This is a genomic window from Zoogloea sp. JDB1, from assembly GCF_056724025.1.
Genome location: NZ_CM161496.1, coordinates 3,935,723 through 3,953,577, shown reverse-complemented (window position 1 = coordinate 3,953,577; position 17,855 = coordinate 3,935,723). Strand labels below are relative to the sequence as shown.

Genomic DNA, 17,855 nt, shown 5'->3' with positions numbered 1-17,855 from the left:
CGGTCGTCAGGCAGCAGCCAGTTCGGTTTCCCGCTGTGCCTCGAGCTCGCGGACCAGCGGCAGCACGTGTTTGCCGAAGTACTCAACTTCTTCCTGGAAGTGCAGGAAGCCGGTCAGCACGAGATCCACGCCCACCGCCTTGAGGGCGACGATGCGTTCGGCCACCTGGCGCGGGGTGCCGATGAGATTGGTCTTGAAGCCGTCGTTGTATTGAACGAGGTCTTCGAAGGTGGACTTGGCCCAGTTGCCTTCGCCCTCGGGGCTGGCCTTGCCGGCCTGGGTCACGGCGTCGCCGAAGGCGCGCACGGCAACCGGATCGGCCTTGTCGATGATCTCCTGGACGACGGCACGGGCCTCTTCCTCGGTGTCGCGGACGACGACGAAGGCATTCACGCCGACCTTCACCTTGTGGTTGTTGGCCGCCGCCTTGGCGCGGATGTCGTCCACCTGGGCCTTGATGCCCTCGACCGTGTTGCCGTTGGTGAAGTACCAGTCGGAGACACGGGCGGCCATGTCGCGTGCGGCGCGGGAACTGCCGCCCTGGAAGATCTCGGGGTGGGGCTGCTGGAGGGGCTTCGGCTTGAGGCTGTAGTTGTGGAAGCGGTAGAAGTCGCCCTTCAGCGTGAAGTCGTCCTGTGTCCAGATGCCCTTGAGGGCCTGGATGAACTCCTCGGAGCGGCGATAGCGCTCGTCGTGCTCCAGCCACGGCTCGCCGATCGCGGTGAATTCGCCCTTGAACCAGCCGCTGACGATATTGACCGCAATGCGCCCCTTGGTCAGGTGGTCGATGGTCGCAATCTGCTTGGCCAGCACGGCGGGATGCCAGGGGCCGGGCAGGATGGCGGCAATGACCCGGAGCTTCGTCGTCGCTGCCAGCAGGGCGTGGGAAATGGCCACCGATTCGTGCTGGTATTCGGCGCCATATCCTGCGGTGAAGCGGATTTGCGAAAGGGCGTATTCGAAACCGGCGTCTTCGGCGATTTGCGCGAGGCGGCGGTTGTAATCGATATCCCAGCTGGTGCGCTGTTCGATCTTGCTGACGACGAGGCCCCCGCTGACATTGGGAACCCAGTAGGCGAATTTGATCGGCGTATTCGATTGGCTCATGAAACTATCTCCTGGATGGCAAAAGGGTGAAATGGCTGGATTCAGGCGGCCGCAAGGTCCGGCTGGGGCTGGCGGCGTTTTTTCAGGAAGGGCAGGGCGCGGGTGACGGCCAGATCGATGCGGGCCTGGAGGCTTTCGCTGGTGACGCGGTAATTGTGGAAATCGGCCTCCGAGCCATAGACGCCGATGGGCAGGGTGTGCGCCTGGAAGAAGCTGAACAGCGGCCGCAGCTGATGGTCGATGACCAGTGCGTGGCGTTCGCTGCCGCCGGTGGCGGCAAGCAGGACCGGTACGTCGATCAGCGCCTCGTGATGGACGAAGTCAAACAAGTGCTTGAAAAGACCAGTGAAAGAGGCCCGGTATACGGGGCTGGCGACGACCAGCAGGTCCGCCTGTTCGATCGCGTGGATGTCATCCAGGATGTGGCGCGGAAGATCGGTGGGGGTGACGACTGCGCCCAGTTCTGCAGCGATAGCGGACAGGTCAATGATGCGAACGTCCGCCGGCTGGCGGTGGACGAGTCCATTGACGATCTCGTCCACCAGGACGCGTGTCCGTGACGGCTTGTACAGTCCGCCGGATACGGCGACGATCTTCGGCTTGGTGCTCATGAAATTTCTCCAGTATTAAATTCGTGTGATTGGATGGTTCGTCCGCTATTTGCGGTGTGGAAGGGAAATAGCAGCATCCATGCCAGATGAAATAAAGCTGGGTATTAATGAGATTTGCGGTGAATGAGGCTGTGAAAATGGATTTGATCGGTTCTTTTTTCATCTTTTGGTCACGAAAATCCTTCGTCTCTGCAGACATCCGGAATAGGAAAGCATGAAAAGCTTATTTCCGGATTTGGAAATGCTGCTGGAGAAGCACTTCATGAGCACCCCGTGCTGCCAGGGACGCTATTCCTGAAGTTGGAACGGGTGGCAGCGCAAAGTCGATACGGAGGCGGCTGAGCCTGTGGGGGAGGGAAAGGAGCGATGGCTCCAAAACAGCAACGGCCACCTGATGAGGGTGGCCGTTGAGATACGGGGCTGGTGCGCTTGGGATCAGGCGGCGGCTTCAAGCGCAAGGCGGGCTGGCGAATGATCGTGTCTGAACTGCTGGAGACCCGTGTTGCGGTGCTGATGGGCGATCAGCTGGGCAATGGAGATGATCCGCAGATCATGCTGGCGGGCAAAGCGCAGCAGATCCGGGCGGCGGGCCATGTGGCCATCGTCCCGCACGATCTCGCACAGCACGCCACCCGGCCGCAGGCCCGCCAGCGTGACCAGATCATGGGCGGCTTCGGTGTGTCCCGGGCGGGCGAGCACACCGCCTTCGCGTACGCGGAGGGGAAAGATGTGCCCGGGACGGGCGAGGTCGGTCGGCATCGTGCCCGGGTCGGCGAGGGCGCGCAGCGTTGCGGCCCGATCGCTCGCCGAGATGCCGGTGGTGGTGCCGTGCCGGTAATCGACGGTCACGGTGAAGGCCGTGCGGTGAGGGTCGGTGTTCTCCCTCACCATCAGGGGGAGGGCAAGCTGGTCCAGGCGGGCGCCAGGGAGTGCGATACAGACGACGCCGCTGCTGTAGCGGACCAGAAACGCCATTTTTTCAGGCGTGATCTTTTCAGCTGCGATGATCAGATCGCCTTCGTTCTCGCGATCTGCGTCGTCTACGACGATGACGAATTCGCCCCTGCGGATCGCCGAGACGGCATCTTCGACGGAATCAAAAGCGGGTGTGGTCGTTGTTGCATTCATGATGATCTGGAGGAACGGCTCAGGAGTAGAAGGAAGGCGTGGGGTACTTGCCGTTGAGGCTCCAGTCGCCGAGCTCACGGACCTTGTAGGCCACCGGATCGTGCAGGGTGTGGGTGCGCAGATTGCGCCAGAAGCGGTCGAAACGCAGTGCAGCGGTGGTCGAGCGGGCACCGGTCACCTCGAACATGCGGCTGGTCAGATCCAGTCCGACGCGAGTGGTCGCCACCTTGGCCGCGGCCACGTTGACTGCCACTTCACCGCGTTCCGTCTCACTCAGGTCGAGGTCGCGGATCCAGGCGGCGTCCAGGGAATGGGCGGCCCGTTCGGTGAGCAGGCGGGCACCTTCGAGACCCACCCAGAACTCGCCGTAGGTGCCCAGTACATAGGGGTCCTCGGTGGCGGCGGCGACTTGCGCCGCCGGCCAGGCACGGCTTTGCCCGCTGGTGTAGCTCCGGGCCTCAGCCAGGGCGCCCTCGGCGATGCCGAGGTAGATGTTGGACAGGATCAGTTGGGCGATCAATGGACGTAGACAGGCGAACGGTGAGCTCAGCGGACCTGGCGCGGCCAGCACCTCGTGGTGTTCGATGCGGACCCGTTCGAAGCGGGCGCTGCCACTGTCAGTCTGGCGTTGGCCCATGTTGTCCCAGTCCGGAAAGAGTTGGATGCCCTCGCGGTCGGTCGGTAGTGCGGCGATCAGCAGCTTGCCGGTGGCCTCATCGATGGCCGATGCGATCAGCATGTCGGAGTCGAGTGCACCAGAGCAGAAACTCTTCTGGCCGTTGAACTCGAGTTTGCCGTCGCGAGGTGTACAGACCGTGCGGGTATCCAGGGGATTCAGTGCGTTGCCCCAGAACCAGTCGTGGCGGACGGTCTTCTCGAACAGCGGGCGCCACTGGGAGGGGCTGCCGAACAGGCGTACGGTCGCCAGCAGGAGGTGCTGGAAGGCGAAGACGTGAGCGACCGAGCTGTCGACGCGGGCGATCTCCCGGACGATCTGCAGGGTTTCGGCCCAGGTGGCGCCGTGACCGCCGTATTCGACCGGGACGATCAGGCCCAGCAAGCCGCTGCGCCTGATCGCATCCCGCTCTTCCTTGGGGGTGCCGCCCGCCAGATCCCGGTGGACTGCGGTACGCGCGAACTCTTCGGCCAGGGTGCGGGCAACGGCCAGGCGGTCGCTGGTGGACGCCCGGAGGGCTTTCGTCTCCGGTGCTTCGAGCAGGGTGTGCATGGTTTCTTTCTGTTCTCTCGTGATCGATGGAAGGCGGGGGATACGGAATCCCCAGTGGTTGGCACGGGCAGAACAGCAGGGAACGTGCCATTCATCCGGGCGGCGGAATGGAGGTTTTCCGTGCCGGGGATGCGTGAAGGGGAGCACTCGTGCGGATCTTGTGCTGCTGTGGAAGCAGTTGATGAGAGTGGCGGCCGAAATCAGCTCGGATTGTCCGGGTCCGGCGGCGTCGGCAGTGCTTGTGCTGATTTCTGGGCACGGCTGCCGCCGCTCTGCTGCCTGGTGTGCAGTTCGGGTGCTGGTTTGACAGCAATTTCAGCGGGGCGCCGCGGAAAACCCCGTGGCACGCTTCCTGCGAAGCATTCCCGGTGTTCTGAATCCCGGAGTTTCCGATTTGACCTCTGTGTTGACTGATCCCCGTGGCGAGGCCAGCGAGATCATCGCGCTGGATACGCCCATCAGGATCGCCGAGCGACTTGCCGAGCAATTCGCCATCACCGCCCCGGAGCGGGATAGCCTGGGGGGAACGCCCAAGGCAGAGCGCGATGCGCTGCGCGGCAGCGGGCTCCTGGCGATGTCGATCCCCATCGAATACGGCGGTCTCGGTGCGAATTGGCGCCAGACCATGGACGTGATCCGGGTCCTGTCCCGGGCGGACAGTTCGATCGGCCACGTCTTTGCGTTTCAGCACCTGATGCTGGCGACGGTTCGGCTGTTTTCCAAGCCGGACCAATGGGGCGCCTGGTTCGAGCAGACCGCGCGCCACAACTGGTTCTGGGGCAATGCGCTGAATCCGCTGGATCGGCGCACGATCAGCCGGCGCCTGGATGGCTGGTACGAGTTTTCCGGCAAGAAGAGCTTTTGCTCGGGGGCCTTCGACTCCGAGATGCTGATCGTCTCGGCCTACGAGCAGGAGGAAGCACGCAAGCTGATCATCGCGGCAATTCCCACAGCACGCAGTGGCGTGAACGTGATCCAGGACTGGGACAACTTCGGTCAGCGCCAGACCGACAGCGGCAGCGTCAATTTCGAGCGGGTCCGCATCGAGGAGAAGGAGGTGCTCGCCGACCCGGGGCCGCTCAGTACGCCGTTCGCGTGCCTGCGCCCGCTGATCGCCCAGCTGATCCTGACCAATATCTACGCCGGCATCGCCGAGGGCGCCTACGCGGACGCCCGCAAGTACAGCCTCAACGAGGCTCGCCCGTGGCACCGTTCGCCGGCTGAACGCTTCGAGGACGACCCGTACGTCCTGCATCACTACGGTGAATTCTGGGCAAGCCTCGATGCCGTGCGGGTGATGGCCGAGCGCGCCGCGGACATGCTGGATGCGGGCTGGCAGAAGGGCGACCGTCTGACAGACGGGGAGCGGGGTGAGATCGCGCTGGCGATCGCCTCCGCCAAAGTACTGGCTACCCGTACCGGGCTGGATCTGTGCACCCGCATGTTCGAGGTGACCGGTGCCCGCGCCACCCACGCCGGGCTGGGGCTGGATCGCTACTGGCGCAATCTGCGCACCCACACCATGCACGATCCCATCGATTACAAACTCCTGGAGCTCGGTGAATGGGCGTTGAAGCAGCAATACCCGAAGCCGACGTTTTACTCGTGAACGACGATATTCCTTCCTATTCCGAGCGCATGGCCCGGATGGGCGATCATCCCGAGCTGGTGTCGTTCGAGGGCGGGCGCGAGGGGCGTGTGGATAGCCGCTTGCTGACCATGCCGAATCCGGAGGTCCTGTCCAAGTCCATCCGCGCCACCGCCCAGGTCTTCGAGGATCCGAAATCCAAGGCATTGCTGGAGCGCATTGAACTCGTCGCGCCCAGTGAGGCCAATGTCCTGATCATCGGTGACACGGGAACCGGCAAGGAGCTCATCGCGCGGCATGTCCATGCGCTGAGCGCCCGCCGCAATGGCCCGTTCGTCGCAGTCAATTGCGGTGCGTTTTCGGAAACCCTGGTGGAAAGCGAGCTGTTCGGACATGAGAAGGGAGCCTTCACCGGGGCCTTCTCGTCGAAGGCCGGCTGGTTCGAAGCCGCCAACGAAGGCACCCTGTTCCTGGACGAGATCGGTGACCTGCCACTGAGCATCCAGGTCAAGCTGCTGCGGGTTTTGCAGGAGCGTGAGGTTGTCCGTCTGGGCGCGCGCAGGCCGGTGCCGATCAATGTGCGCCTCATTGCGGCAACCAACGTCAGGCTGGAGGAGGCGGTCAAGGCGGGGCATTTCCGGGAGGATCTGTTCTATCGTCTGCGGGTCGTGCATCTGGAGTTGCATCCGCTGCGCGAGCGCCCCGGCGACATCCTTCCGCTGGCCCGCCACTTCGTCAATCAATACCGGCGCCGGCTCGGCTACGGCGAGGTGACGATCCGTGCGGACACCGAGCAGAAGCTGTGTCAGCACGACTGGCCGGGCAACATCCGCGAGCTCGAGAACGTCATCCACCACGGTCTGCTGATCGCCAAGAATGCGGTGTTGCGGCCGGAGGACCTGTACCTGTCCACGCTCAAGCTCGACCGGGATGTCGAGCCGGTGGCCGAGGTGGCAGCGGACCAGGCGGTCGATCAACTGGAAAAGGCCTTGCTGGCGCTCTTCGAGGAGTGCCATGAAGACCTGTTCGACAAGATCGAGGAGGTGGTGATGCGTGCGGCCTACCAGTACTGCCACTGCAATCAGGTGCAGGCCGCACGCCTGCTGGGGGTCAGCCGCAACGTCATCCGTGCGCGCCTGATCAAGATCGGAGCCATCTCGGCCCTGAAATAGGCCGGATGCGGCGGCCGAGGGCTTGTCGCGTCCGGAGCATCGAACAACACGGGGGTTCCCGATGGATAGCAAGATGAAATCCCGCAGGCACGGTTCGCACGACCCCTCGGCCGCGCTGGCAGCTTTTCGGCGCGGGGAGGTGGTGATCCTGGCGCCTTCCCCTCAGAGGGGAGGCGGGGCGTGCCTCGTCGCCGCGCTGGAGAACGTGGGTGAGGACACGCTGTCTTTCCTGCGTCGCCACACCCGCGGCGTAGTCAGCGTGCTGCTGCCCGATCGCCAGCAGCACGGTATCCGGCTGTTCCTGTCGAGCATCGATGATCCCGATGGTGCGGCCCTCGTCGATCGCCTTAAGGGACTCTCCGACGGGCGCACGGGGCCGGCGTATGCCGTGGCCGGCCTGTTGCCCGTGCTCCATGCGCTGGCCGGCAATCCCGCCGACGCCGAGCGCATCGCGGTGGACTTCGGCGATCCGTTCGTCGCCATGAGCGGCGCGGGCACCCTCAGCTGGCCGGACAGCGACCCGGTCGTCTCCTGTCTGGCCCGCCGTGCCGGGCTCTCCGATGCGGCGTTGATCTGTTCCCTGTTCGACGACCGGGGGCGCTATCTCCAGGGGGGCGAGGTGGAGGCCTTCGCCATTGCCTATGGAGTTCCGCTGATTCATGCGGAGGATCTGGACGGAATGGCTGAGGAGACTGGGCCGCGCGTCACCCATGTGGCGTCGTCGCGGCTGCCCACCCGCCATGGAGAGTTCATCCTGCATGCCTATCGTTCGGCCATCGACGGCGTGGAGCATGCGGTCCTCGTGTGGGGCGAAGTGGCGGAGCAGGACGGGGTTCCGGTCCGCCTGCATTCGGAATGCCTGACGGGCGATGCGTTCGGCTCCCTGCGCTGCGATTGCGGCCCACAGCTCGACATGTCCCTCGCCCGCATTGCCGCTGGGCGCCGCGGGGTGCTGATCTATCTGCGCGGACACGAAGGGCGTGGCATCGGTCTCGGTCACAAGGTGCGCGCCTACGCCTTGCAGGACGAGGGGCTCGATACCGTCGACGCGAATGTGGCGCTGGGTTTGCCGGTGGATGCGCGCAGTTTTACCTGTGCGGCCGATATCCTGCGGGATCTGCGGGTGCGCTCGGTGCATCTGCTCAGCAATAATCCGAAGAAGCGGGACGAACTTGTGCGTGCCGGGATTCCGGTCCATAGGGTCATTCCCGTGGTTCCACCGAGCACGAAGGACAATGTCCGCTATCTGCGTACCAAGAGAACCCGGATGGGACATGACCTGCCTTTCGAGTGAATGAAGGTCTCCAGTGAATATCGGCCCCGCAAGGGGCTTTTTAATTTCTTGCTTCGTTAATTCCTGGTTCCCATTCAGGCTGCTTTTCAGGAAGCACCTTATCAGCATGGATGATCCGATTTCCATCAGCGGGCCAGAAATGGTGGTGATTTATCGATCTCAATCTAGCTGTTTTCCTGGAACGGAAACTGCTTATTAGCCATGTATCTCAATCCGGAATCAATTCCGGATTGAGCGGAATGGAAATAGGCAGTGGCGCGAATTGAAATTCGTGTCGAAAGTGAATTGAATCAGGAATTGGCGCAATGCAAATCTCCAGCACAAATGCGGACAGGAGCGGGGACGCCCCGGCGACCTTGCCGGGATGGCTGCTCGAACAGGCCCAGCGCAGGGCAAGTACCGTTGCGCTGCGCCAGAAACGGCTCGGAATCTGGCATGAACGTACGTGGTCGGCGCTCGCCGATGAAATCGGGCGGGCGGCGGCGGCTCTGGAGGCCGATGGGTTCGGCGCGGGTGATGTGCTGGCCTTGCTCGGCCATCCTTGCGCCGAAGCCGTGGTCCTGATGCTGGCGGCCCAGTGGCTGGGGGGCGTCGCGGCGCCCTTGCCGGTTGAAGCGGAGGCGGACGCACTGGCAGGCATGCTGCGAACGTTGGCGCCGAAGGTGGCCCACGGTGAGGATCAGGAACAGGTGGACCGTTTGCTGGCGGCGGGTTTCGACGGCGTACGGCTGATATTCGCGGACGGACGCGGGCTGCACGCCTATAGTCAGGCTGCACTGGCTGCCTATCCGGGCTGGCTTGCCAGCGGAGCGGAGCGGCGTGTTCCTCCCGTGTCGGCCAGTGCTGGCGGTGTCGCCATACGCTACGCAGGGGCCGGCTCCTGGGATGGCGACGATGTGGAGGTAGTGCCCCACGATGAACTGGTGGCCGGTGCTGCTGGCTTGCTGCGTGCCGCCAGCTTGAGCGAGAAGGACACGGCTTTCGCCGGCCGCCGTTTCGCTCCAGCCGGCGTGGTGCGCCATCTGCTCGCCCCCTGGTTGGTCGGCGGGTTTTCAATCAATGTGGCCGAAGGTCTGGAGAGCCGAGACCGGGATCGGCGGGAGATCGGGCCGACCCTGGTGGTCGGCGCCGCACACACCTACGCCCGGCTGCGCGCCCGGATAGAGGCGCGGTTGCCGGCGCAAGGAGGCCGCTGGGGTAACTGGCTGTCGCGTGCCTTGTCGCCGGCCGGCGGCGGCGGGCTGGTGCGCCTGCTGGTCCTGTCGCCACTGCGCGAGGTGGCCGGCCTGGCTCGGGTGCGCACGGCGCTCCTGATCGGTCCGCCGGCGGACGACGCCACTGTCGAGTTCTTCCGCCGCCTCGGTATCGAACTCCAGCCTTGGCCGGACCTCGCGCCGGCCGGGCGGGAGGAGGGTGCGTCGTCGCCCCGGGTTGCTTTCGAGCTGACCGTCTGGGGGGCGACGTGAGCGCGGCGGCCCGTCCTCTGGTACCTGGCGCTGAAGCGCCGCTGCTGGCCGTGGAAGGCATTTCGTTGTCCTTCGGTGGCGTGAAGGCGGTCACCGACATCTCCTTTGCGGTCCGCTCAGGCGAGATCTGCTCGCTGATCGGGCCGAACGGAGCGGGAAAGAGCTCCCTGCTCAACGTGATCAACGGGGTGTATCGCCCCCAGCAGGGACGGGTGGTGTACGACGGAGTGGCATCGGCGCGCATCACACCGCGCCGGGCGGCGCGGAGCGGGATTGCGCGGACCTTCCAGAACGTAGCCTTGTTCAAGGGCATGAGCGTGCTCGACAACGTTCTCACCGGCCGGAACCTGCATGTTCGGGCCGGCTGGTTCCGGCAGGTGCTGGGGCTGCGCGTGGCGCGCGACGAGGCCGACGGACATCGCCGCAAGGCCGAGGAGATCCTGGCCTTCCTGCACATCCAGGCCTACCGCGACACGCCGGTCGGCAAGCTGCCCTACGGCTTGCAGAAACGCGTCGAACTGGCCCGGGCACTGGCGGCGGAGCCGCGCCTGCTGTTGCTCGACGAGCCTATGGCGGGCATGAACCTGGAGGAGAAGATGGACATGAGCTGCTTCATCCTCGACATCAATCGGGACTTCGGTACGACGGTGGTGCTCATCGAGCATGACCTGGGCGTGGTGATGGACATCTCCGACCATGTGGTGGTGCTCGACTACGGCCGCAAGATCGCCGACGGCGCCCCCGCCGAAGTGCGCGACAACCCGGATGTGATCGCCGCCTACATCGGCAGCGCTCACTAGATGAAAAGGCAGGACGACATGGATTTTTTCCTGGAAGTGCTGATCGGCGGGCTCCTCGCCGGCGTCATGTATTCGATGGTGGCGATCGGCTTCGTGCTGATCTTCAAGGCCTCGGGCGTCTTCAATTTCGCCCAGGGCTCGATGGTGCTGTTTGCGGCGCTGACCTTCGTCAGCCTGTTGGAGCGGGGGCTCTCATTCTGGAGCGCCTTTGCGGTAACGCTGGCATCCATGCTGGCGCTGGCCTGGGCCATCGAGCGCGGCGTCCTGCGGCATCTGGTGAACCGGCCGCCGATCACCCTGTTCATGGCCACCCTGGGGGTCAGCTTCATCATCGAGGGGTTGGCCCAGCTCCTGTGGGGTGCCCAGGTGCACGGCCTCGACCTCGGCATCAAGGATGAGCCCCTGGAGTTCGGCGATGTGCTGCTCAGCAGTTTCGACCTCTTCGCGGCGGGCACGGCGGCGGCGCTGGTGCTGGCCTTGTCGCTGCTGTTCAGCCGGACCCGCATCGGCCTGTCGCTGCGTGCGGTGGCCGACGACCCGCTGGCGGCGCTGGCGGTAGGTGTCCGCCTGCAAAGGATCTGGGGTGTGGTGTGGGCGGTGGCGGGCTTTGTCAGCCTCATCGCCGGGCTGCTGTGGGGCGCCCGCCTGGGGGTCCAGTTCTCCCTCTCGCTGGTGGTGCTGAAAGCCTTGCCGGTCCTCATCATCGGCGGTTTCTCGTCGATAGGGGGGGCGATTGCCGGTGGCCTGATCGTCGGCGCGAGCGAGAAGCTGGCCGAGGTCTATGTGGGGCCGTTGATCGGTGACGGCCTGGAGAACTGGTTTCCTTATGTGCTCGCGCTGCTGTTCCTGCTGGTTCGTCCGGCGGGGCTGTTCGGCGAACGGGCCATCGAGAGGGTCTGATCATGCTGCTGTTATCCGAAACCGGCCAGTTCAGCACCCGTTACGCGGACGACCGCAGGGTGTTCCGTCTGCGCCAGGCGCGCCTGGGGATCGGCGTACTGCTGGCCGTTGCTTACGTGGCGGTTCCTCTGTGGGCCAGCGATTACTGGTTGAGCGCCATCCTGATCCCGTTTCTGGTGCTGTCCCTCGCGGGGCTGGGGCTCAATCTGCTGACCGGCTACGCGGGGCAGCTGTCCCTTGGCACCGCGGCCTTCATGGCGGTGGGGGCCTTTGCCGCCTACAACTTTCAGCTGCGGGTGGAAGGCTTGCCCTTCCTGGCCAGCTTCATCCTCGGTGGCCTCGTGGCGGCCGTCGCCGGCGTAGTGTTCGGCCTGCCGAGCCTGCGCATCAAGGGCTTCTACCTGATCGTGTCGACGTTGGCGGCCCAGTTCCTGGTGGAGTGGGCGCTGACCAAGTTCGGCTGGTTTTCCAACTTCAACCCGTCCGGCGTGATCACCGCGCCGCCGCTGTCCGTCCTCGGCGTGGATCTGTCGTCTCCGGCGGGGCGCTACCTGCTGACGCTGGGGCTGGTCACGGTGCTGTTCGTCGTGGCTGCGCGCATCGTGCGTTCCGATCTGGGGCGCAGCTGGATGGCCGTGCGCGACATGGACACGGCGGCCGCAGTGATCGGCATTCCGGTGGCCCGCAGCAAGCTGCTGGCCTTCGCGATCGGTGCCTTCTATTGCGGCGTGGCGGGCTCCCTGTGGGCCTTCGCCTACCTGGGAACGGTGGAGCCCCACGGGTTCGACCTCAACCGCTCGTTCCAGGTCCTGTTCATCGTCATCATCGGCGGGCTGGGCAGCATTCTCGGCAACTTCCTGGGGGCCGCGTTCATCGTGCTGCTGCCGCTGTTGCTGAGCAACTTGGGGGGCTCGCTGCTGGCGGGCGTCATCGATCCCGGCGATACCGAGAACCTGCAGAAGATCCTGTTCGGCGTGTTGATCATCCTGTTCCTGGTCCGCGAGCCCGAAGGGCTGGCCAGTCTGTGGCGGGGTTGGCGGGCCCGCGCCCGGGTGTGGCCCCTGCGCGACTGAACGCGAACCGCTTTTTTCCCTTTTAGCTGAAACCCACGTTACGGAGCGGCCTGGCCAGCCGCACCGGGGCGAGTCACGGGAGTGCTTCGGCGCTCCCACCATTTCCACTGGAGTCTGTTCAATGATTGCATCCCGTTTTTCCCCTCGCCGCCTGGCGGCCGCCTTGAGCCTGGGCCTTGCGCTGGCCAGCGGTGCTGCCACGGCCGCCAACGAGCAGTATTTTCCGCTGCAGAGCTACCGGGTCGGCCCCTATGCGGCCGGCGGCACCGGCTTCTTCGGTGGTTTCATCGACTACATGCAGCTGATCAACGCCCGCGACGGCGGGGTCAATGGCGTCAAGCTGACCTGGTCCGAGTGCGAGACGGAGTACGTCGTCGAGAAGGGGGTCGAATGCTATGAGCGCCTGAAGAAGGGCCTCAACGGTGCGCCTGCCGCCGCGACCAATCCCCTCAGCGTTGGTATCGCCTATGCCACGCTGGAGCGCTCGACCGCCGACAAGATTCCGCTGATCACCATCAATCACGGGCGTACCGACTCCACCGACGGCAGCGTGTTCCCCTACGTCTTCCCGCTGCAGCTGAATCCCTACAGCGAGGTGTCGGCGATCGTGAACTACATCGGCCAGCGGGCAGGAGGCCTCGACAAGCTGAAGGGCAAGAAGATCGTCACGCTCTACCACGGCTCGCCCTATGGCAAGGAGACCATTCCCATCCTCGACATCCTGGCCAGGAAGTATGGTTTCAGCGTGACCCACATCGAAGTGCCCCATCCGGGCACGGAGCAGCAGTCCCAGTGGCTCAACATCCGCCGCATCAAGCCCGAATGGGTGATCCTGCGCGGCTGGGGGGTGATGAACCCGGTGGCCTTGAAGACGGCCGCGAAGACCGGCTTTCCGGCGGACCACGTGATCGGCAACATCTGGAGCAATTCGGAGGACGATGCGGCGCCGGCTGGCGACGCCGCCAAGGGTTTCATCTCCATCACCACCCATCCGGCCGGCACCGACTTTCCGGTCCTCAAGGACATCGACAAGCAGGTGGTGAAGGCCGGCAAGGGCAACCTGCAGGATCCGAAGCGCTTCGGCAACGTGTATTACAACCTCGGGGTGGTGAACGGCATCCTGAACGTCGAGGCCGTACGCATCGCGCAGGCCAAGTTCGGTAAGCGTCCGCTCAGCGGCGAGGAAGTCCGCTGGGGCTTCGAGCACCTCAATATCGACAACAAGCGCCTGCAGGAGCTCGGCGCGGTCGGGCTGGTGCAGAACCTCAAGCTGTCGTGCGCAGACCACGAAGGGGGCGGCGCCGTGCGCTTCCAGCAGTGGGACGGTACCCGCTGGAAGGTGATCAGCGACTGGGTGCAGGCCGACCGTGCGCTGCTGCGCCCGATCATCGAGAAGTCGGCCGCCGCCTACGCCAAGGAAAAGGGCATCACGCCGCGTAATTGCGCGAAGGAAAGCTGATCGTGCCGCACCGCCGCTGCGCCGGGATCGGTGCCCGCGGCGGTACGCTGACCGACTGGACATGGCCATGACGAACTCCCCAATTCTCAGCGTGGAGGACATCCACGTGATCTACGACAAGGTGATCCTCGGCGCCCGCGGCGTGAGCCTGAGCGTACCCGCTGGCGGCATCGTCGCCTTGTTGGGTGCCAACGGTGCCGGCAAGACCACGACCCTCAAGGCCATTTCGGGCCTGATCGGTGCCGAGCGGGGCGAGGTGGTCGGCGGACGGATCGACTTCGCCGGGCGCGACGTGCTGCAGTCCGACCCATCGGCCCTGGTCGAATGCGGGTTGGTGCAGGTGCTCGAAGGACGCCATTGCTTTCCCCATCTGGACGTGGAGGAGAATCTCCGCGTCGGAGCCTTTGCCCACGCGCCGTCCCGCGCCGATCTGCAGGAAGGCGTCGAGCGGATCTATCGTTACTTTCCGCGCCTCAAGGAGCGCAGACGGAGTCTGGCGGGTTATCTCTCCGGCGGCGAGCAGCAGATGGTGGCCATCGGGCGGGCATTGATCGGCCGGCCCCGCCTGGTGCTGCTGGATGAGCCTTCTATGGGGCTGGCTCCGCAGATCGTCACCGAGATCTTCGAAATCGTCCGGCGCCTCAACCGGGAGGAGGGCGTCAGTTTCCTGCTCGCCGAGCAAAACGCCGCCATTGCCCTGCGTTACTCGGATCACGCCTATGTGATGGAGAGCGGGCATGTCGTCAGTGATGGACCGTCGGCCGATCTGGCCGCGCGGGACGACATCCGCTCCTTTTATCTGGGCATGAACATGGCAGGCCGGCGCAGCTTCCGCGACGCCAAGCACTATCACAGCAGGCGAACCCGAGAATAGATCTTCAAATTGAAAATGCTCTATTTTTAATTGGCCGCGCATTGAAAGTGCGCGGCCTTTTTGTTTTCAATCCGAGTCTGTTCCCCTGATTTTGAAAAACAATATTGGCATTAGTTAAATGCTGGCGTGGAGGCATGGAAATAGCAGTGCATGCCTCCTGGTGAGCAAGAAGGTCCTTTTTATAATTAATTCTTCGGGGTTTTCTGGCTAATTTTATTGGCATGCCTTCTGCTAATGGAGGGTGTAGTAAATATAAATAAACCCCGATAGGAAAAAAATGAGAAACACCACTATTGCTGCCCTGCTGCTCACTGTTTTCAGCACCTCCGCGCTGGCCCTGGACAATGTCACCATTTTTGGGACTGTGGATATGGGCTATCGATGGAGCGGCAAGAACATCGATCCGACGGTCGGCAGCCAGTCACGCATCGATTCCGGCACCAGCGTGCCGAGCCGCCTGGGCTTCCAGGGCTCCGAGGACATCGGCAACGGGCTCAAGGCGAGTTTCGTGCTCGAGGCCGCGGTCGATGCGGGAACCGGGGAATTGACCGGCGGCGGCGGCTTCAGCCGCCAGGCTTTCGTGGCGCTAGGCGGCAAGTTCGGGCGCGTTGCGCTTGGGCGCCAATATACGCCCGGTTACTTGCTGACCTCGGAGGTCGATCCATTCGCCAGCGTCACGGTCGGCCAGTACAACAACGTCTATCTGACCGAATACCGCTGGGACAACCAGCTCACCTATTTCACGCCGGACTGGCAAGGCTTTTCCGTGTCGGCGGCGTATACCCCGAACGGCTATGGACAGGAATCCATCGCCAACCGCGGCAGCGGGGCAGTGGGCGACGTGCGGGGGCTGTCGGTGGTACCCCAGTACCGGAACGGGCCGCTCCTCCTCGGCGTACACCTGCAGCAGCTGAACTCGCGTACATCGGGGCTCGACGAGAGCGGCACTCCGGTGGCGGTTTCGTATGACGGCAAAAAGGTGCGCGTCTATGAAGCTGGCGGGACCCTCGACCTGGGGGGGGCCAAGCTGGCCGCGCTATATGGCGTGCGTCGTGCGGGCTCCGCCGATTTCAGCCCCGACGCAGGCGCGCTGGCCAGCAAGAACAGCCGCCAGTGGCTGGTTGGCGCCACCGTCCCGATCGGCAGCCACGGCACCGTGCTTACCTCTTACGTCCGCCGCAGCTCCGAACTGGCCGGCGGTGGTAGTGACGCCAAGGCCGACCAGTGGGCCGTGGGTTACGAGTACGCACTGTCCAAGCGCACCGCGCTGTACACCACCTATTCCAGCGTCAATAACAACGCCGCCGGACGCGACGCCGGCTTCATCAGCTCGGTGGGCGCCGGCTACAACCCGGGCAACGGCTACCAGCGCAGTGCTGCGGCCGGCATCCGTCATAACTTCTGAGCAAGCCGGGAGGACCTTCATGAACGCGCGAGAGTCCGCCCCGGTGCCTTCGGTGCTACGGGCTGTTGATCTGCTTGGCCATCTTGACCACTGGGCCGCGGCGCGGCCCGGAGAGCTGGCATTGGTACACAAGCGCCGAGGGCAGTGGAAGGGATGGCGCTGGGCGGATGTTCGTCGCGAGGTGACGCAGCTGCACGGGGCCTTGCTGCGCCGGGGCTTCGGTCCGGGCGCACGCCTTGCGGTGGTGGGGGCCTACGAGCCGACGCTGTTGTTGCTGGCTCTGGCGGCCCGGGAAGCCGGTGGGCAGGTTGTGCCCTTAGCTCGGGCACTGGCCGGTCCCGCGCTCGCCGAGGTGTTGAGTGCACTGGGGGAGGCACATCTGTTTGTGGCCGAGCGCGACAGTGCAGTGCGCGTGCGGGAGGCCATTGAAGGTGGCGCCCGAGTACCGTGCCTGTACGTATCGCAGCGGCCGACATGGCGCTGCACGGGTGTCGTTGTCGAAGGCGTCGCCGATCTCTACGCTGGACCACCGTTGCCGGCGCAGAGCCGGCTCGCCTGGCGCCACCTCCGTGCCGCCGCGCCGGTGTGGGCGGAGGAGGGCACCGAGTGGGCCGAGGGGCTCGAACTGCTGTGTGAACGGCTGGTGACCCACGGCGAGGTGCTGGCTTTCCCGGAAGGGCTGGCGTCGGCCACGCGGGATCGTCGCGATATCGCGCCGACAACGCTGCTGCTGTCATCGTCCCGTGCCCGTGCGCTGCATGTCGAACTGGAGAATCGCGTCGCGGCACCCGGCAGTCTGCGCCGCCGGGTATGGGAGTGGGCCCGCCACGGTGTCGGGCGGAGCGCGCTGCATCGTCATATGTACAGGCGGGTACAGCGCATCGTCGGCCTGCACCGGCTGCGCGCGGTGGCCCCTGCGGCGGTCGATTCAGCTTGGCTGCGCCCCTTGCGGGAGAACGGCCGATGAGCGTGCCCATCCCTTCCGGCCAGATCCTCGAGGTGCGTGACATCGCCCTGTCGTTCAAGGGCGTCAAGGCGATCTCGGGTCTGTCCTTCTCCGTGCCGCGCGGTGAAATCTGTGCGCTGATCGGCCCCAATGGCGCAGGCAAGAGCTCGCTGCTCAACGTCTTGAACGGGGTATACCGGCCAGACGCTGGCGAGGTGATCTTCGAGGGCGTCCATTATCGCCGCATCACCCCGCTGGAAGCGGCCCGCCGCGGCATCGGCCGTACCTTCCAGAACAACGCGTTGTTCAAGCGCATGAGCGTCATCGACAACGTGCTGAGCGGGCTGTCGCGACACGCCCGCGCCGGTTTCTTCGCGCAAGCGCTGAGCTTGCCGCCGGCACGGCGGGAGGCCCGCGCGCATCGCGAGCTGGCCGAGCGGACGCTGGAGTTCCTGGAACTCCAGGCCCATCGTGATACCCCCGTCGGCAACCTGGCCTACGGCCTGCAGAAGCGGGTCGAACTGGGGCGGGCGCTGATCGCCGGGCCGAGCCTGCTGTTGCTCGACGAGCCGATGGCCGGCATGAACGCGGACGAGAAGCGCGAGATGAGCCGCTTCGTCGCCGAGGTCAATCGTGGCCTCGGTACGACGGTGGTCCTGATCGAGCACGACATCGGCGTGGTGATGAGCCTGTCGAACCATGTGGTGGTGCTCGACTACGGACGCAAGGTCGGCGACGGCACGCCAGCCGAGGTCAAGGCCAATCCCGAGGTGATCGCGGCCTATCTCGGCAGCGTGCAATGAG

Annotated in this window: 16 protein-coding genes; 12 read left to right on the top strand and 4 right to left on the bottom strand. The window is 64.7% G+C overall.

Annotation, left to right across the window (positions count from 1 at the left end):
• Window positions 1–6 precede the first annotated feature (6 nt).
• The 4 genes from sfnG to AC1PPK_RS17860 all read right to left on the bottom strand — a co-directional run bounded on the left by sfnG (window position 7) and on the right by AC1PPK_RS17860 (window position 4,074).
• Complete coding sequence (gene sfnG / locus AC1PPK_RS17875; protein ID WP_079434997.1) at window positions 7–1,107, bottom strand: dimethylsulfone monooxygenase SfnG; 1,101 nt, start codon at window positions 1,105–1,107, stop codon at window positions 7–9.
• A gap of 41 nt (window positions 1,108–1,148) precedes the next feature.
• Entirely contained in the window at window positions 1,149–1,718 is a 570-nt protein-coding gene (gene msuE, locus AC1PPK_RS17870) for an FMN reductase (protein ID WP_481114361.1), read from the bottom strand.
• Window positions 1,719–2,153: 435 nt separating this feature from the next.
• Window positions 2,154–2,846 (bottom strand): 3,4-dihydroxy-2-butanone-4-phosphate synthase, encoded by a 693-nt coding sequence (gene ribB / locus AC1PPK_RS17865; RefSeq protein ID WP_481114360.1) that lies wholly within the window; start codon window positions 2,844–2,846, stop codon window positions 2,154–2,156.
• A gap of 19 nt (window positions 2,847–2,865) precedes the next feature.
• The gene (locus tag AC1PPK_RS17860; RefSeq protein WP_481114359.1) at window positions 2,866–4,074 is read right to left on the bottom strand and encodes an acyl-CoA dehydrogenase family protein; all 1,209 of its coding nucleotides are present in this window, start codon (window positions 4,072–4,074) and stop codon (window positions 2,866–2,868) included.
• Window positions 4,075–4,480: 406 nt separating this feature from the next.
• Here AC1PPK_RS17860 and AC1PPK_RS17855 point away from each other — a divergent pair, with 406 nt between their 5' ends.
• From AC1PPK_RS17855 to AC1PPK_RS17800, 12 genes are all read left to right on the top strand, one after another.
• On the top strand, window positions 4,481–5,683 hold the full coding sequence (locus AC1PPK_RS17855) for an acyl-CoA dehydrogenase family protein (protein ID WP_481114358.1): 1,203 nt from the start codon (window positions 4,481–4,483) through the stop codon (window positions 5,681–5,683).
• Window positions 5,680–6,834 carry a sigma-54 interaction domain-containing protein gene (locus tag AC1PPK_RS17850; protein WP_481114357.1) on the top strand — a complete coding sequence of 385 codons (1,155 nt, stop codon included), beginning with the start codon at window positions 5,680–5,682 and terminating at the stop codon, window positions 6,832–6,834. Before AC1PPK_RS17855 ends, AC1PPK_RS17850 begins: the two co-directional genes overlap by 4 nt.
• A gap of 73 nt (window positions 6,835–6,907) precedes the next feature.
• Window positions 6,908–8,128: a GTP cyclohydrolase II gene (gene ribA, locus AC1PPK_RS17845; RefSeq protein ID WP_481114356.1), complete on the top strand. Its 1,221-nt coding sequence runs from the start codon at window positions 6,908–6,910 to the stop codon at window positions 8,126–8,128.
• A gap of 305 nt (window positions 8,129–8,433) precedes the next feature.
• Window positions 8,434–9,594: an AMP-binding protein gene (locus AC1PPK_RS17840; RefSeq protein ID WP_481114355.1), complete on the top strand. Its 1,161-nt coding sequence runs from the start codon at window positions 8,434–8,436 to the stop codon at window positions 9,592–9,594.
• The gene (locus AC1PPK_RS17835; protein ID WP_481114354.1) at window positions 9,591–10,394 is read left to right on the top strand and encodes an ABC transporter ATP-binding protein; all 804 of its coding nucleotides are present in this window, start codon (window positions 9,591–9,593) and stop codon (window positions 10,392–10,394) included. Before AC1PPK_RS17840 ends, AC1PPK_RS17835 begins: the two co-directional genes overlap by 4 nt.
• Before the next feature lie 18 nt (window positions 10,395–10,412).
• On the top strand, window positions 10,413–11,294 hold the full coding sequence (locus tag AC1PPK_RS17830) for a branched-chain amino acid ABC transporter permease (protein WP_481114353.1): 882 nt from the start codon (window positions 10,413–10,415) through the stop codon (window positions 11,292–11,294).
• A 2-nt stretch (window positions 11,295–11,296) separates the two neighbouring features.
• Window positions 11,297–12,367, top strand: coding sequence for a branched-chain amino acid ABC transporter permease (locus AC1PPK_RS17825; protein ID WP_481114352.1), 1,071 nt, complete (start codon window positions 11,297–11,299; stop codon window positions 12,365–12,367).
• Window positions 12,368–12,488: 121 nt separating this feature from the next.
• Window positions 12,489–13,826 carry an ABC transporter substrate-binding protein gene (locus AC1PPK_RS17820; protein WP_481114351.1) on the top strand — a complete coding sequence of 446 codons (1,338 nt, stop codon included), beginning with the start codon at window positions 12,489–12,491 and terminating at the stop codon, window positions 13,824–13,826.
• Window positions 13,827–13,887: 61 nt separating this feature from the next.
• Window positions 13,888–14,700 carry an ABC transporter ATP-binding protein gene (locus AC1PPK_RS17815; protein ID WP_481114350.1) on the top strand — a complete coding sequence of 271 codons (813 nt, stop codon included), beginning with the start codon at window positions 13,888–13,890 and terminating at the stop codon, window positions 14,698–14,700.
• A gap of 277 nt (window positions 14,701–14,977) precedes the next feature.
• Window positions 14,978–16,105, top strand: coding sequence for a porin (locus AC1PPK_RS17810; protein ID WP_481114349.1), 1,128 nt, complete (start codon window positions 14,978–14,980; stop codon window positions 16,103–16,105).
• A gap of 19 nt (window positions 16,106–16,124) precedes the next feature.
• Entirely contained in the window at window positions 16,125–17,072 is a 948-nt protein-coding gene (locus AC1PPK_RS17805; protein WP_481114348.1) for an AMP-binding protein, read from the top strand.
• Window positions 17,069–17,854, top strand: coding sequence for an ABC transporter ATP-binding protein (locus tag AC1PPK_RS17800; RefSeq protein ID WP_481114347.1), 786 nt, complete (start codon window positions 17,069–17,071; stop codon window positions 17,852–17,854). Before AC1PPK_RS17805 ends, AC1PPK_RS17800 begins: the two co-directional genes overlap by 4 nt.
• Window position 17,855: the final 1 nt, after the last annotated feature.

Bases quoted from the DNA above. Each gene is read 5' to 3' on its own strand.
- sfnG (WP_079434997.1), bottom strand. From the start codon at position 1,107: ATGAGCCAATCGAATACGCCGATCAAATTCGCCTACTGGGTTCCCAAT.
- msuE (WP_481114361.1), bottom strand. From the start codon at position 1,718: ATGAGCACCAAGCCGAAGATCGTCGCCGTATCCGGCGGACTGTACAAG.
- ribB (WP_481114360.1), bottom strand. From the start codon at position 2,846: ATGAATGCAACAACGACCACACCCGCTTTTGATTCCGTCGAAGATGCC.
- AC1PPK_RS17860 (WP_481114359.1), bottom strand. From the start codon at position 4,074: ATGCACACCCTGCTCGAAGCACCGGAGACGAAAGCCCTCCGGGCGTCC.
- ribA (WP_481114356.1), top strand. From the start codon at position 6,908: ATGAAATCCCGCAGGCACGGTTCGCACGACCCCTCGGCCGCGCTGGCA.
- AC1PPK_RS17840 (WP_481114355.1), top strand. From the start codon at position 8,434: ATGCAAATCTCCAGCACAAATGCGGACAGGAGCGGGGACGCCCCGGCG.
- AC1PPK_RS17830 (WP_481114353.1), top strand. From the start codon at position 10,413: ATGGATTTTTTCCTGGAAGTGCTGATCGGCGGGCTCCTCGCCGGCGTC.
- AC1PPK_RS17825 (WP_481114352.1), top strand. From the start codon at position 11,297: ATGCTGCTGTTATCCGAAACCGGCCAGTTCAGCACCCGTTACGCGGAC.
- AC1PPK_RS17820 (WP_481114351.1), top strand. From the start codon at position 12,489: ATGATTGCATCCCGTTTTTCCCCTCGCCGCCTGGCGGCCGCCTTGAGC.
- AC1PPK_RS17815 (WP_481114350.1), top strand. From the start codon at position 13,888: ATGGCCATGACGAACTCCCCAATTCTCAGCGTGGAGGACATCCACGTG.
- AC1PPK_RS17810 (WP_481114349.1), top strand. From the start codon at position 14,978: ATGAGAAACACCACTATTGCTGCCCTGCTGCTCACTGTTTTCAGCACC.
- AC1PPK_RS17805 (WP_481114348.1), top strand. From the start codon at position 16,125: ATGAACGCGCGAGAGTCCGCCCCGGTGCCTTCGGTGCTACGGGCTGTT.
- AC1PPK_RS17800 (WP_481114347.1), top strand. From the start codon at position 17,069: ATGAGCGTGCCCATCCCTTCCGGCCAGATCCTCGAGGTGCGTGACATC.